General features: G+C 65.9%; 14 protein-coding genes. 7 read left to right on the forward strand and 7 right to left on the reverse strand.

All coding sequences use genetic code 11. The annotated features are described in order from the left end of the window. The first annotated feature begins 149 nt into the window (after positions 1 to 149). Genes ASF77_RS17950 through ASF77_RS17970 form a run of 5 tightly spaced genes read left to right on the forward strand, consistent with a single transcriptional unit; the run spans position 150 to position 3,567 of the window. Positions 150 to 626: a CsgE family curli-type amyloid fiber assembly protein gene (locus ASF77_RS17950; protein WP_056342411.1), complete on the forward strand. Its 477-nt coding sequence runs from the start codon at positions 150 to 152 to the stop codon at positions 624 to 626. Between the two features lie 13 nt (positions 627 to 639). Next, positions 640 to 1,089, forward strand: a complete 450-nt coding sequence (locus ASF77_RS17955) for a curli assembly protein CsgF (RefSeq protein WP_056342414.1) — start codon at positions 640 to 642, stop codon at positions 1,087 to 1,089. After that, positions 1,086 to 1,967: a CsgG/HfaB family protein gene (locus ASF77_RS17960; RefSeq protein ID WP_082493877.1), complete on the forward strand. Its 882-nt coding sequence runs from the start codon at positions 1,086 to 1,088 to the stop codon at positions 1,965 to 1,967. Before ASF77_RS17955 ends, ASF77_RS17960 begins: the two co-directional genes overlap by 4 nt. A 22-nt stretch (positions 1,968 to 1,989) precedes the next feature. Continuing rightward, positions 1,990 to 2,517 (forward strand): hypothetical protein, encoded by a 528-nt coding sequence (locus tag ASF77_RS17965; protein ID WP_056342416.1) that lies wholly within the window; start codon positions 1,990 to 1,992, stop codon positions 2,515 to 2,517. 54 nt (positions 2,518 to 2,571) lie between these two features. After that, positions 2,572 to 3,567 carry a hypothetical protein gene (locus tag ASF77_RS17970; RefSeq protein WP_056342419.1) on the forward strand — a complete coding sequence of 332 codons (996 nt, stop codon included), beginning with the start codon at positions 2,572 to 2,574 and terminating at the stop codon, positions 3,565 to 3,567. Between the two features lie 73 nt (positions 3,568 to 3,640). Here the strand turns inward: ASF77_RS17970 and ASF77_RS17975 are convergent, their stop codons facing one another. Next, complete coding sequence (locus ASF77_RS17975) at positions 3,641 to 5,029, reverse strand: FAD-binding oxidoreductase (RefSeq protein WP_056342421.1); 1,389 nt, start codon at positions 5,027 to 5,029, stop codon at positions 3,641 to 3,643. Between the two features lie 168 nt (positions 5,030 to 5,197). Between ASF77_RS17975 and ASF77_RS17980 the strand changes: the two genes are divergently transcribed. Then, positions 5,198 to 6,112 (forward strand): hypothetical protein, encoded by a 915-nt coding sequence (locus ASF77_RS17980; protein ID WP_056342423.1) that lies wholly within the window; start codon positions 5,198 to 5,200, stop codon positions 6,110 to 6,112. A gap of 46 nt (positions 6,113 to 6,158) precedes the next feature. Here the strand turns inward: ASF77_RS17980 and ASF77_RS17985 are convergent, their stop codons facing one another. Then, positions 6,159 to 7,241: a polysaccharide deacetylase family protein gene (locus tag ASF77_RS17985; RefSeq protein ID WP_056342425.1), complete on the reverse strand. Its 1,083-nt coding sequence runs from the start codon at positions 7,239 to 7,241 to the stop codon at positions 6,159 to 6,161. 388 nt (positions 7,242 to 7,629) lie between these two features. Here ASF77_RS17985 and ASF77_RS17990 point away from each other — a divergent pair, with 388 nt between their 5' ends. Further along, entirely contained in the window at positions 7,630 to 8,688 is a 1,059-nt protein-coding gene (locus ASF77_RS17990) for a polysaccharide deacetylase family protein (RefSeq protein ID WP_056342427.1), read from the forward strand. A gap of 49 nt (positions 8,689 to 8,737) precedes the next feature. Here the strand turns inward: ASF77_RS17990 and ASF77_RS17995 are convergent, their stop codons facing one another. Genes ASF77_RS17995 through ASF77_RS18015 form a run of 5 tightly spaced genes read right to left on the reverse strand, consistent with a single transcriptional unit; the run spans position 8,738 to position 12,924 of the window. After that, the gene (locus ASF77_RS17995) at positions 8,738 to 9,607 is read right to left on the reverse strand and encodes a hydrolase 1, exosortase A system-associated (protein ID WP_056342428.1); all 870 of its coding nucleotides are present in this window, start codon (positions 9,605 to 9,607) and stop codon (positions 8,738 to 8,740) included. Next, complete coding sequence (locus ASF77_RS18000) at positions 9,600 to 10,436, reverse strand: hydrolase 2, exosortase A system-associated (RefSeq protein WP_056342431.1); 837 nt, start codon at positions 10,434 to 10,436, stop codon at positions 9,600 to 9,602. The genes ASF77_RS17995 and ASF77_RS18000 overlap by 8 nt, the downstream gene beginning before the upstream one ends. A 3-nt stretch (positions 10,437 to 10,439) precedes the next feature. Beyond that, the gene (locus tag ASF77_RS18005) at positions 10,440 to 10,688 is read right to left on the reverse strand and encodes an acyl carrier protein (RefSeq protein ID WP_056342432.1); all 249 of its coding nucleotides are present in this window, start codon (positions 10,686 to 10,688) and stop codon (positions 10,440 to 10,442) included. Continuing rightward, positions 10,685 to 11,740 (reverse strand): GNAT family N-acetyltransferase, encoded by a 1,056-nt coding sequence (locus tag ASF77_RS18010; RefSeq protein ID WP_056342433.1) that lies wholly within the window; start codon positions 11,738 to 11,740, stop codon positions 10,685 to 10,687. The genes ASF77_RS18005 and ASF77_RS18010 overlap by 4 nt, the downstream gene beginning before the upstream one ends. Beyond that, positions 11,737 to 12,924 (reverse strand): aminotransferase class I/II-fold pyridoxal phosphate-dependent enzyme, encoded by a 1,188-nt coding sequence (locus tag ASF77_RS18015; protein ID WP_056342436.1) that lies wholly within the window; start codon positions 12,922 to 12,924, stop codon positions 11,737 to 11,739. Before ASF77_RS18015 ends, ASF77_RS18010 begins: the two co-directional genes overlap by 4 nt. Between the last annotated feature and the right edge of the window lie 21 nt (positions 12,925 to 12,945).

The raw sequence follows: 12,945 nt of genomic DNA on the forward strand, positions 1-12,945 counted from the left end.
TTGTGAATAATTATTTTGCATGCTACCTTTAAAAAAAATGCAGGCAACATAAAACAAAACGGGGATTCACAGGCATTACTGCCATTACCGCTGCCAATTCACTGGCATATCGTGGTTATTACAGATTTTTTCTTATGCAAGGATGCCGGATGCGCGCGTTCTGCTGGTTTGTCACGTCCTTTATTTTATTCGCCGGCAGTGCGCCATCGGCGCATGAGAGCCAGGACGTAAACGCATCGGGAAATGCATCGACAGCCGCTTCCGCAGTAAACAATGCATCGAAACCGGTATCGGCACGCGATTTATTCGATGGCATCGTCATCGATCAAACCATCACCCGGGCCGGCAAGGATTTTTATCAGTTGTTTTCCGCCAGCTGGTTTGACCAGCCCCTGGCGGAGCGCTACACCGTCAGCGTCAGGGAATTACCCTCGGCGCGCTTCGGCAGCCAGATCATTGTCACGTTCGGAAATAGAAGAATCTACCAGGGACAGATTTCGCCCAACCGCAATCAAAACAAAAGGGTGAGTGAAACTGCCGTGGAGATCGCCTATAAGGCGGTAACGGAAGGCGAAATGCAGAGATTGCTGTTCAAGGATCCGGATTTAGGCCAAGACGAGATTTAAACTGGGGACAATTATGCGTTTGTTCGATCAAGGCCGCGGACTGAAAGCCGCGGTTGCCGCCCTCTGCTTGTCCGCGTTCGGCGCCGGTGCCGGAGCGACGGAACTGGTGTATGTGCCGGTGAATCCCTCATTCGGAGGAAATCCGAATAACGGCATTGTCTTGCTCAACGCGGCCAATGCGATTAATAAGCACAAGGATCCGGCGGCCCTTGCGCCGGGCGGCGCCGGACAGAAAACCGCGCTCCAGAGTTTTAACGAAACCTTGGAGCGCGCCATCCTCGGCCAACTCGCTTCGGCAGCGGCACAGAAGCTGGGCGGCGGCGTAACCGGCGGCCTCGCGCCGGGCGTGGTCGAGACCGGGAATTTCATCATCAAGATCACCGATCTCGGCGGCGGTACGCTGCTGGTGACGACAACCGACAAGAGCACCGGCGCGGTGACCTCGTTTGAGGTGAGCCAGTGAAGGGGCGTGCATTTCCGCTGCTGACCGCGGTGGCGTCGCTGATCCTGCTGGGCGGCTGCGCCCATCCGCCTTCGGAAACGGCCTCGAATGCCGTGCTGACGCCACAGACGGCCTTCACCAAGGATTTGCTGCTGTTCCCCAAGCCGAAAGGGAAGATCACGGCGGCCGTCTATGGCTTTCGCGACCAGAGCGGACAATACAAGCAAGCGCCCGAGAGTTCGTTTTCGACGGCGGTTACCCAGGGCGGTTCCGCCTTGCTGGTCAAGGCCTTGCGCGATTCGGGCTGGTTCGTGCCGGTCGAGCGTGAGAACCTGCAGAACCTGCTTACCGAGCGCAAGATCGTGCGCGCGCTCGAGGTGGCGCCGGCCAAGGATGCGCCACCGATTTTCGTCCCGCAATTGGTCGCGGCCTCGATCCTGATCGAGGGCGGAGTAATCTCTTTCGAAAGCAATATCCGCACGGGTGGCGCCGGCGCCCGCTTCCTGGGCATCGGGCTGTCCACCCAGTACCGGGTCGACCAGGTCACGATCAACCTGCGCACTGTCGATATCCGCGGCGGCCAGATCCTGCAAAGCGTCTCGACCACCAAGACGATCTATTCGTACGAGGTCAATCCCAGTGTGTTCAAGTTCGTGAACTTCAAGGGTTTGTTGGAAATGGAAGCGGGCCTGACGCATAACGAACCGGCGCAAATGTGCGTGCGCGAAGCGATCGAGGCGGCGGTGGCCCATTTGATCGTCCAGGGCATCGGCGACGGCAGCTGGCAATTGGCGAACGCCGCTGAATTCGATTTGCCGATCATGCAGAAATACGTGCGCGAAAATGCGAACCAGTCGATGAAGATCAGTACCGCCACCTCGGATAACCGGGTGCGGTGACATCAGCGAGATCGGTGAAAAAATGAAGACGTTCAGGAGTCATCGCGCCGACTGGCTGATAGCGGCATGCGCCATGCTCGGTCTGTGTGGCGGCGTACGCGCGGGCACGCCGGATCTGGCGGCCCCGGAAATCACCTTGGTCACGCAAGAGGGAGTCCATCGGGCGATTATTGGCGCGGTCGATCCGTCCGGTGCGCGCGGCGCCTTCGTCCTCAATGCCAGGCCGCCCACGATCGCACAGGTGACGCAAAGCGGCAATGCGAACGAGGTGAATATCGTGCAGTCGAGCGGGTCGAATACGGTGGGGGTGCGCCAGGAAGGCAATGCCAATTCCGTCAAGGCGAGCCAGCAAAACCAGTCGAATAGCCTGGAAGTCATCCAGCAGGGAAATGGGAATCACGCGAATTTTACCCAGGCCGGTGGAACGCGTGCGTCGGTGATGCAAACCGGCGATGCCCATCAGGCCAATATTTACCAGACGTCGGCGTCGCCCAGTATCGTGATCCGGCAAAGCGGCGCCGGAACCCTAGTCCAGACTACCCAGTATTGAGGGCCACTGGGAGCGTTTTAACCTATAAAGGCCTTCGTCCAACAGGAGAGTGTCATGAAAAGCAAATTGTCCCTGGTCGCCCTCGCAGTCAGCCTCGCCTTTTCGTACAATGCAGCCTCCGCCGCGGATCAGTCCGTGGTAACCCAGAGCGGCAGCGGTAACAATACGTCGGTTACCCAGTCCGGCAACGCGGCTTTGAATATCGGATTCGTCACCGTGACCGAAGCCGGTAATGCGAACAACACGACCGTGGTGCAAACCGGGAATGCCAGCTATTCCACGGCCCGGGTGACCGATAACGCCGGCGCCAACAACAACACCTCGTCCATCTCCCAGGGCGGAAACATCGGCGCGAGCGGGAATATCCAGAACTGGGGTTCCCTGAACACTGCGGGCATTTCGCAAAGCGGCGTCGCCGGTCCCTACGGCGCCTACGCCTCCATCAACCAGAACGGCAGCGTGAACAGCGGCGCGGTCAACCAGAGCGCCGGTACCGACCAGTCGGCAACCATCAACCAGAGCCAGTATGGCCAGTTCGGCACCTATAACACGGCGTCGGCTACCCAGACCGGCAACATGCAGACGGCCGCCATCGAGCAGGGCCCGGGTTCGTACAACGTCGCCGCGACCAATCAGTCGAACACCAGCAACACCGCGAACGTCACCCAGAGCGGTGCGGCCAACACCTCCTATGTGACCCAGGTCGGCACCGGCATCGCCAACCTGGCCGACGTCATCCAGAGCGGCGACAGCAACTACGCGGCGCTTAGCCAGAACGGCAGCAACCTGAGCGCGTCGCTGACGCAATCGGGCGACGTCAACAACGCCAACGTCAACCAGAGCGGTCTCAACAACAACGCGCTGCTGACCCAGGGCGGCGACCTGAACGTCGCGAACATCTCGCAGAACGGCGGGGGCGGCCTGAACACGGCGAGCCTGGACCAGTCCGGGATCAACAACCTGGCCAACATCACCCAAAGCGGCCAGAACTTCGTGAGCACGAATATCCAGTCGGGCAACAACAACGTGCTGAACGTCGTGCAGAACTAAGTTCCGGTCTGGATGGGCAGTACAGCCGGCACGCTTCCTGGCGTGGCCGGCTTTTTTGCTATCTGCGCCGCGGCTAGGGGCCGGGCCGGATGTTCTGGTTACTCCTGAACAGGTTGTTCGGATCGTAGCGCGTCTTGATTTCCCGGAGCCGCCCATAGTTCGGGCCATAGGCGTCGGCGATGCGGTCGACTTCGTCCTCGTTCAAGAAATTGATGTAGACGCCGCCGGCCGCGTGGGGCGCCGCGGCCTGGAAAAATGCGCGCGCCCAGGCCAGGCAGGCGGCGTCCTCGCTCGGGTCTTCCCAGCGCGTGTGCACGTTCATGGCGTACATGGCCGCGCGGTGCGGATAGGCCGTCTCGTGCGGCGCGTGGCGGTTGGCAGCGCCGCCCAGCAGACCCAAAAAAATCTCGCTTTGCGCGGACGGCAGCCGGCCGGCGTAGTCGACCACGATGTCGATGGCGGCGTCGCTCAGCGTATTAAAATTGTGCGACTTCCAGTAATTGCGCGCCGGCGGCACCAGCAAGGGATCGAAGGCCTGCTGCCAGGCGCTGTAGGGCACCGCGCCCACGTGTTCGCCCACTGGCGTGCCGAAGCCGCGCACGGTGGCGATCTCCTGCGCCACCGCTTCGGGCGGCGCGGGCGAGAAGAAGGCGAGCGCCACGATCCCCGTGCCGTGCACCGCTTCGGGCAGGAAGGGCAGCGGCGGCGCGCCGCGCAGCACGGCCCAGACCGACACGTTCTCGTCCAGCGCCTCCACGTAGTCGCGGTAGTTGCGCAGCAGCGTGCGCGCCTGCTCGAAGGGGAAGACGATCAGGCCGGCGGTCACCAGCGGGCCGACCGGGTGCAGGGCGAACTCGAAGCCGGTGACGACGCCGAAATTGCCGCCGCCGCCACGCAGCGCCCAGAACAGGTCGGCATGGCTGCCGGCGTCCACGTGCAGGCGCTCGCCGGCGGCGATGACGACGTCGGCCGCGACCAGGTTGTCGACCGCCAGCCCGTATTTGCGCGTGAGCCAGCCGAAGCCGCCGCCCAGGGTCAGGCCGCCGACGCCGGTGGTCGAATTGATGCCGAGCGGGGTCGCCAGTCCATAGGCCTGCGCCTCGTGGTCGAGGTCGCGCAGCAGGGCGCCGCCTTCGACCCAGGCCCGCTTCGCCTGCGGATCGACCCGCACCGCGCGCATCGCGGAAAGGTCGATCACCAGCCCGTCGTTCACCAGGGCGCTGCCGGCGATGTTGTGGCCGCCGCCGCGCACCGCCAGCGGCAAGCCGCGTTCGCGGGCGAAGTCGAGCGCGGTATGCACGTCGGCAGCGCCGGCGCAGCGCACGATCATGGCCGGGCGCTTGTCGATCATCGCATTCCAGATCGTGCGCGCCTCGTCGTACTGCGGCTCGCCCGGCAGCAGCACGCTGCCGCGCAGCCGGCCCTGCAATTGCTCCTTGTCGCTCCTTTCGACGGTGTCCATCACGCACCTCGCATTGGCTCGTTGACGAACCTTCAGGATAGGGAAGCGAGGGCGATATGCAAGCGGGGCCGGCTGAGAAGGACGCCACCCGGATATCATGTAATATTGCAATTTCGCAAATCTGCGCATGCCGTTTCGGCCTGCTGCCATTACCTTTTGGAGGCACCCATGGATCTCGACCCGGTCGTATCGTCTGCCAGAACCCTGCTGGAGCGCCTCACGGGGCGCCTTCCCGGCCCGGCCAGAACGGCGATCCCCGACTTCGTGCGCGCGGCCCAGGAACTCGGCCCGCTGGACGACTACAAGCATTTTTCGGACACGGCGCGCCGTCTGATCCCGCAAGGCGAGCTGGCCGATGGCGGCCAGGCCTCGGAAGTGTTCTTGAAAGCGGCCATCCTGCACGGCATGCTCGAAACGCTGACCACGGGACGATTCGAGCGCCTGCCGGCGCGCGTGCAGATCCAGCAGCTCAGGCAGCTGCAACGGATGCTGGCCGACGGCGAGGCGACGGCGGACTGGCTGCGCGTCGACCACGACCTGTTCCACAAGGAATTCGGCATCGCCACCCTGCGCCTGTACGTGGCCGGCGCCCAGCTGATCGATGCGCGTTGCGGGATTCCCCGTTCGATCGTGGCCAGGGGCGGCATCGGCCAGGTGCCGAAGAACCTGGCGGCCATCCTGCGCCTGGGGGGCTTCCGGAATTACTTCCAGATCCATACCCACAAATTCATGCTCGACACCTTCAACGAGGAAGGCTGGGAGGAGTGCTACCGTTGCTGCGCCGAGCTGTATGCGCTGCATCCGGAAGTGCTGGGCATGTATGGCAGCAGCTGGTTCTACGATCCGGTGCTGGACGAGGTCAGCCCACGCTTGTCCTACCTGCGGGCGACGCCGATGGCGGGCGGCGCCGAACTATTCTTCGTCGAAGAGGGCGGTTCCGCCAAAAACAATTCCCTGTCGACGTCGCCGACCCGGCGCAAGCTGTATGAAGAAGGAAAATACATCCCCAAGAGCTATATGCTGGCCTGGGGCAAGACGAAGCAGATCGCCTGGGCGAAGGAACACGCCGGTTCGGTGTCCTAGCGCCGCCTGAGGACAGGCCCGCGCCAGCGCCCGGCCCGCCGCTGCCTCAGGCCATGCCGGGCTGCAGGGCGCGGCGCGGCTGGCGAATAAAGCGGATCGCGTTGCGCATCAATTCCGAAAAGCCGCTCATCTCCGCTTCAAATTCGAGCGGATGCACGTCTTCGCCATCGAGGAAGCGCGGCAGGTAATGGTGGCGGTTGCCGCCGATGTCGCCGATCAGGCCGGGAATGCAGGTGGTGGCCGAACGCAGTCCCAGTGCGCCCAGCGTGGCGGTCGCTTCCGGGCCGAAGGAGCCGCTCGGATAGCAGTAATGGCGCGGCTGCTGCAGGCCCATGCCGACAATCGCCTCCTCGCACTGGCGCAGATCGTCGGCGAACACGGCCGGCTGGCCCTTGGGATACTCGTGGACGTGGCCGTGCGATTCGATGCTGCAGCCCTGCTGGGGCAGGGCGCGCAACTCCTGCTCGGTCACGTAATCGAAGCGGCGGCTGGCGAGATCGAGCGCCGCGGCCGGCACGCCCAGGCTTTCGGCGAAGCGCAGCAGTGCCGCGCAGACCTGTTCGCGCCCGTGCGCCGACGCCTGGATCGCCGCCACCACGCCATTCGCCAGGCGATTGCGCTCGCCGGGCTGGCGCAGGTCGTAGTCGCCGTCGGCGGCGCCCCATCCCTGCAGGGTCAGCGCCCGCCCGCCCGCCTTCCATATGGTGTAGCGCACCGTCACGTTCAGGATCGGCCAGCCTTCCAGGAAATTCTTGGTGCTGAGGTAGAGCGTCGACGGAATCTGCAGCGCCGACAGCACCGGCACCAGTTCGCTGGCGGTCGAATACCAGCCGTCGTCGAAGGTGACCACGGTGCGTAGGGGCGCCTTGGCGCCCGGCGCGGCTTGCTGGCTGACGCCGTCGTCGAGGGTGACGAAGCGAAAGCCGCGGCTTTGCATCCATTGCATGCGCGTGTGCAGCGTCTTCGCCGAGCAGAACAGTTTCGGATTGAAACCGTCTTCGTCGCCGATGACCCCGCCGTGGTAGCACAGGATGCGCAGCTGGGACCGGGTCAGGTAGCGCGACAGCTTGAACAAGCCGAGGGTACGGGCGCTGAACAGGACGAGGATCTTCGGACGGAGTGTGGTCATGGAAGTAGGCACAGCGAAAGGCCGCGGGTTGATCGATGGCTGCCTTGGTCGGGTCATCGCCTTGGCAGGGGCCAAATGTGACAATCTGACAAAACAGGCATAAACCCTGAATGTTACCGTGCCGGCGCTGCCCCCACCAGTTATTTTGCTGGACGTGCAAGCCCCTGTGCCGGCAAGACGCCGTGCACACGGCAACAGCGCAGGTGTAAAGCGCTATTGGCGAAAAATTATTATGATAAACTACCCGTAGGTAATATTTAGCCTATCCACAAGGCCAATTCCAACCCTTCCACGCCTCGAACTCGCTGCGCCAACCGGCTTGTCCGATGACTGAAGCACGTGCCTCCGAGATCGGGCACAGCCAGGCACAATCGCATCAACTGAACCCATGAGCACAGCACCAGTCCGTACCCGTGTCTGCATTACGATCGATACCGAATTCAGCATTGGCGGCGCTTTTTCCGACAAGGCAAAGCAGCCAGTCGCCGAACCGCTGGTGTGGTGCAATGTCGACGGTCGTTCGCAGGGGCTGGGCTTCATGCTCGACACCTTCCGCCAGTACGCCATCCAGGCGACCTTCTTCGTCGAGACCCAGCAGCGCCACCATTTCAAGCACGACCCGATGGGGCCGATCGCGCGGCAGATCCATGCCGAGGGCCACGAGGTGCAACTGCATGCCCATCCCTGCTGGACGGTGTTCCAGCATGCCGACTGGTGGACGATCGCCCAGGGCCAGAAGGAACGTGACGATATCGGCAAGCGCAGCGTCGACGAAGTGGTGAGCCTGCTGAAGCAGGGGATCGAGACCTTCAAGGAGTGGCAGCTGCCGCCCCCGCTGGCTTTCCGCAGCGGCAACCTGAATTACAGCGACAACGTGTACCGCGCGCTGGCGCAAAGCGGCATTCCATACAGCTCGAACATCGGCGTGGCGATCCACGACAACGGCGACCCGAACTACAAACTGTACAGCGGCCGGCACCAGCGCCATGGCGTGGACGAATTCCCGGTGCTGTCGTTCTCGGATTGGAAGATCGGCCGCAAGCAGCACATCAAGTCACTGACCATCGCCGGCTCGAGCTTCGCCGAGACCCGGTATCTGCTCGAGAAGGCCCGCAGCGAAGGCATTCCGCTGGTGGTGCTGTTGACCCATCCGTTCGAATTCGTGCAGAACCGCGACCTCGCCTTCCAGCAGACGCGGCGCAACGCGCTGACGCAAGCGCGCCTGCGCAAGCTGTGCGAGTACCTGCACCAGCACCGCGACCGTTTCGATGCCTGCGGTCTCGCGGCGGCGGCGGCCAGTCTGCCGGCAGCGACGCCGCCCACGAATGCCCTCCTGAAAGGCACGCTGTGGCACGCCGTGCCGCGCATGGCGGCCCAGGTCGCGAACGACCGCCTGGGCCGCTGGGTGCTGGCGCGCAAACACGGCGCCTTCAAGAAGCCGGTCTGAAGAACCGGACAGGGTGTCTCAGAACGCGGAGCGCCGGTGCGTCATGTCCTCACCAGGAGCGCAGCCAGTCGCGCGTCCAGCTCGATACCTGATCCTGCCAGGAGCGGCGCGAAAACGTGTGATCCGCCTTGTCGATCTGGCGCCGCGTGAAACGCGCAGCGCCGAGCAGCTGCTGCCAGGCGCCCGGGCGGCTGGCGAGGTCGGCGAATTCCTGCGCCGTCAGGTCGGCGCCGCTGAGCACGACGAGGACGCGCCCGCTGAAGCGGGTCAGCGCGCCCTGCATGCGTTCGGGCAGCGGCGCGGCCTCGCTGCACGCCGTGTCTCCCTCCGCTTTCGAACCGAAGGCCTTGCCCACGTTGTCCCACAGCGAGCGCACCGAGCCCTTCACGTCGAACTGGCCGCTGCCCACCTTCTTCCACAGGGCCGCGTCGAACAGGCGCTCCTTGTAGTAATGCTTGATGGTGGCGCGCGCCGCTCCTTCCTCGGTGCGCACCCAGGGGTTGAGCAGCACCAGTCCGCTCACGCGGGCATCCTGCGGCGCATACATGGCCGCCGCCGAGGCGCCGTCGCACAGGCCCCACAGCACCACTTCCTGCAAACCCGGCACTTCTGCGCAGAAGCGGTCGATCGCGGCGCGCAGGTCGTCGTCGACGTTCTCGAAGGTTTGCAGCTCTCCCTCGCTGTCGCCCATGCCGCGGTAATCGAAGCGCATGGCCGGGATGCCGGCGGCAGCCAGGTCGCGCGCCAGCAGGGTGAACTGGCGGTGGCTGCCGGCGCGGTATTGCGGGCCGCCGACGACGATCAATACGCCGCGCGGCTGGGGTTTGATGGCGGCCGGCGGCAGGCTCAGGATGCCGTACAGCCAGGCGCCGCGGCAGGGAAAGGCGAGGGCGCGCTCTTGTTCGCGTTCGTCACGCATCGGGTTTCTCCAGGCAGGCCAGCGTGGCCGCGAGCAGGGCCGGGCAATCGACCGTTTCCGGCGCGGCCCAGAACTGCGGCCCCTGCACGGGGTGGACGTCGACCCGGCTACCCTGCAGCCTCCAGGTGTCGGCCACGCGCACGGCGGCCGGCGGCAGTGAGCGGCCGGCGCTTGCCGTGACTTCGAACCAGTGGATCGGGCAGCGCGGGCCGAGGGCGCGCGCATCGGCCGCGTCCAGGCCGGACGCCAGGAGTGGACTCAAGCAATAGCCGGCGATCTCGAGCGCTTCCCCGGCGCCGAGCGCTTCGCGCAGGGCATCGGTGCCGCCGCTGTCGCTGCCGCCGGCCAGCAGTTCGCCGGCCAGGCGCAGGCGCAGGAAGCCGTTCAGGTAGCCGGAGCCGTTGGTGACCGGCTGCCACAGCAGCAGGCGCTCGGGCGGCACGCTCGCCTTTTGCGCATGCGCGATCGCCAGCAGGGCGCCCACGCGCAGGCCCCACAGGCCGGCGCGGCAGCCCAGGCGCGCCTCGATCCAGGCGCGCGCCTGCGCGATGTCGCGCAGCCAGCCGTCCCAGGTGGCGTCGCCGAAGTCGCCCGCACTGTCGCCGCAGCCGTGCAGGTCGAGCAGCAGCACGCCATAGCCTTGCGCCGCCAGGGTGCGCGCGCCCAGCGCGGCCATGCGCCGGGAGCGGTTCATCTCCTCGGCGAACGGGTGGATGTAGACCAGCGCGCCGCGGCAGTTGCCGGCGGGGGCGTGGTACAGGCAGAAACGCGGTCCGTCGGGCGTATCGAGAAAGAACGCGTCCGCGCTCGCGTGGGCGGGGGCGCTCATCCCTTACTCGGCGCGTTCGGCGACGAAGGCGGCCAGGCTGCCGAGGGTGGCGAAGGTGCTGGCGCTGATGTCGTCATCGTCGACCATGATCCCGAAATGCTCTTCCAGGGCGCCGATCAGGGTCACGACCGCCATCGAGTCGAGCTCGGGCAGGCTGCCCAGCAGCGGCGAATCGGCCGTCAGGGCGGCGCCGGCCGGGCCGAGGTTGAGCACGTCGATCAGGAGGGTTTTGACTTCTTCAAGGTACTTCATAGGCTTGTCGTCGTTGGGTGAGCCGGGCGGGAGCGCGCTTCAAGCATCAGGTGCAGGCGTTTGACACCCGGCCAGCGGTAATAATTGACATGGTACATAGTGCGTACCTCTTCCGTCCAGCGCGTATGCCACTCCATCACGCGGCCGTAGAACTCCAGCCGCTCGAAACGGCCGCCCTCGAACAGGCTGCGGCAGGCTTCCTCGCGCATGAGCAGGGTGGGCGACAGGTTGGCGGGCACGCGCTCGTCGTAGGCGGTTTTCAGCACCACGATGCTGTCGGCGTCTTCCACGCACAGATCCATGGCGACCAGCTGCTCGCCGAAATAATAGCGGTAGACGCTGGCGGCGCCGCGCGCGGCCAGCGCTTCCAGCATGGCGCGGTAGTAGCGGCCCTGCGCGTTGCCGGCGCTGACGGCCGTGCCTTCCTGGCCCTTCCAGCCGGACGTCTCCAGGCGCCCGTAGTCGGCCACGGCCTGCGCCATGGCCGCGGGCGCACGGTCGACCACCATGCGCGTGGCAACGCCCTCGCGCTCCAGGCGCGCGCGCTGCTTTTTCAGGTTGCCGCGCAGGTTTTTGCCGCGCGCGTTCCAATAGTCGTCGAAGCTGCCGTGCAGGCGTACGCGCGCCGTGTCGATGTAATCGAGGCTGCGGGTGCAGGGGCCGTCGGCCGGGCGCGGATGCAGCATCGGGTCGAGCTGGGTGAGCGCCAGCAGCAGCGGGAAGCCGGGCAGGGCGCCGAGCAGGCCGCGCGCCAGGGCGGCGGTGTCGAGACCGGGCTGCTGCAGCCAGAGGCCGAGCGGCGCCTGCGCCGGCTGAAAGGTGATCCAGGCGCCGCGCCGGCTCGGATGCACGAGCGCCATCGCGCGCACGGTGTCGCCGTCGCGCAGGCAAGCGAGCAATTCGTCGCCGCGGCCGAACTGATCGAGCAGGGGCGCGACGAAATCGGCCGCCAGCAGGCTCGAAGCATGCGGCGCCGGGAGCGCGGCGTGCAGGCGCGCCCAATCGTCGGCATGGCGTGCGAACTCGCGCGCCGGGTATAAAGTCCAGCTCATGCCGTGGCCGCCGCGCGCAGTTGTTCGATCAGCCAGGCGATTTCGCGCTCGGTCAGCTCCTGGTGGCAGGGCAGGGCCAGCACCCGGCGCGCCAGCATGGCGCTGTTGGCGCAGGTCTGCGCATCGACGCCGGGCCAGAACGGCGTGCCGAAGCGGGTCAGCGGCACCCCCAGCGCCTGCAGGCGCGCGGCCAGCAGCTCGGGTTCGTCGGCCAGCAGCGGGAATACCCAGGGGCAGGCGCCGTCGGGCAGGCGCGGGTGCAGCGGCCGCACGCCGGGCAAACCCTGCAGCGCCGCCTGCAGGCGCGCGTAATGGCGCCGGCGCAGCGCCGCGATGCGCCCGGGCGCGGCCAGCTTCAGCATGGCGCGCGCAAACAGCGAGGAGCGCTTGTCGACCCAGGCTGGATCGAAATTGAAACTGCTGTCCGAGGAAGCGGGCGCCAGCGCCGGCGCCGCGGCGCCGCGCCCGCGCTTGAGCCGTCCCCACAGCGCGCTCTTGGCGCGCAGCGGCAGCGACAGGGCGGCGCGCACCAGCGGCAGGCGGCCATAGTCGAAACCGCGTTCCAGCGAATTGAGGGCGATCTTCGCCTCGAACGCGGCGCCGGCCGAGCGCAGTACGATGCGATCGAGGCTGTGGCGGGCCGAGACCAGCGCGCCGCCTTCATAAATCGGTAAAAACTTCATGCTGCTGGCGATGGCGTAATCGCCCCAGGCGCCGACCGGGCGGCCGCCGTGCTCGCCGATGAAACAGTGGGCGCAGTCCTCGATCAGGGCAATGCCGCGCGCGTCGCACAGGGCGCGGATCGGCGCCATGGTTTGCGGAAAGCCGAAATAATGGGTGACCATGAGGGCGCGGGTAGCGGGGCCGATCTTATCGGCCAGGTCGTCCAGGTCGACCGCGGCGTCAGGCCCCACGCGATAAAACACGGGCTCGGCGCCGCGCCAGAGCACCGGCGGCACCATCGAGGCGCTGTGGTAAGCAGGCACCAGCACCTGGTCGCCCGGTTCGACGCCGATCTCGCGCAGGGCCAGGGCGATGGCCACGCGTCCGCTCGTCACCAGGCGTGCGTCCCCGGCGTCGAGCACGGTGCGCACGGGGGTGCCGGGCGCGCGCCGGAACGAGGACGCCGACAGGATCGGCGCCAGCGGAATCAGGGGCCGGCCGGGGAGCGGGTTCGCGAGCATCCGGTCAGTATAAACCGGGGG

The organism is Massilia sp. Leaf139 (genome assembly GCF_001424165.1).
GTDB lineage: Bacteria > Pseudomonadota > Gammaproteobacteria > Burkholderiales > Burkholderiaceae_D > Telluria.

Bases quoted from the DNA above. Each gene is read 5' to 3' on its own strand.
- ASF77_RS17985 (WP_056342425.1), bottom strand. From the start codon at position 7,241: ATGACCACACTCCGTCCGAAGATCCTCGTCCTGTTCAGCGCCCGTACC.
- ASF77_RS18010 (WP_056342433.1), bottom strand. From the start codon at position 11,740: ATGAGCTGGACTTTATACCCGGCGCGCGAGTTCGCACGCCATGCCGAC.
- ASF77_RS18015 (WP_056342436.1), bottom strand. From the start codon at position 12,924: ATGCTCGCGAACCCGCTCCCCGGCCGGCCCCTGATTCCGCTGGCGCCG.
- ASF77_RS17955 (WP_056342414.1), top strand. From the start codon at position 640: ATGCGTTTGTTCGATCAAGGCCGCGGACTGAAAGCCGCGGTTGCCGCC.
- ASF77_RS17980 (WP_056342423.1), top strand. From the start codon at position 5,198: ATGGATCTCGACCCGGTCGTATCGTCTGCCAGAACCCTGCTGGAGCGC.
- ASF77_RS18005 (WP_056342432.1), bottom strand. From the start codon at position 10,688: ATGAAGTACCTTGAAGAAGTCAAAACCCTCCTGATCGACGTGCTCAAC.
- ASF77_RS17950 (WP_056342411.1), top strand. From the start codon at position 150: ATGCGCGCGTTCTGCTGGTTTGTCACGTCCTTTATTTTATTCGCCGGC.
- ASF77_RS17970 (WP_056342419.1), top strand. From the start codon at position 2,572: ATGAAAAGCAAATTGTCCCTGGTCGCCCTCGCAGTCAGCCTCGCCTTT.
- ASF77_RS17990 (WP_056342427.1), top strand. From the start codon at position 7,630: ATGAGCACAGCACCAGTCCGTACCCGTGTCTGCATTACGATCGATACC.
- ASF77_RS17975 (WP_056342421.1), bottom strand. From the start codon at position 5,029: ATGGACACCGTCGAAAGGAGCGACAAGGAGCAATTGCAGGGCCGGCTG.
- ASF77_RS17965 (WP_056342416.1), top strand. From the start codon at position 1,990: ATGAAGACGTTCAGGAGTCATCGCGCCGACTGGCTGATAGCGGCATGC.
- ASF77_RS17995 (WP_056342428.1), bottom strand. From the start codon at position 9,607: ATGCGTGACGAACGCGAACAAGAGCGCGCCCTCGCCTTTCCCTGCCGC.
- ASF77_RS18000 (WP_056342431.1), bottom strand. From the start codon at position 10,436: ATGAGCGCCCCCGCCCACGCGAGCGCGGACGCGTTCTTTCTCGATACG.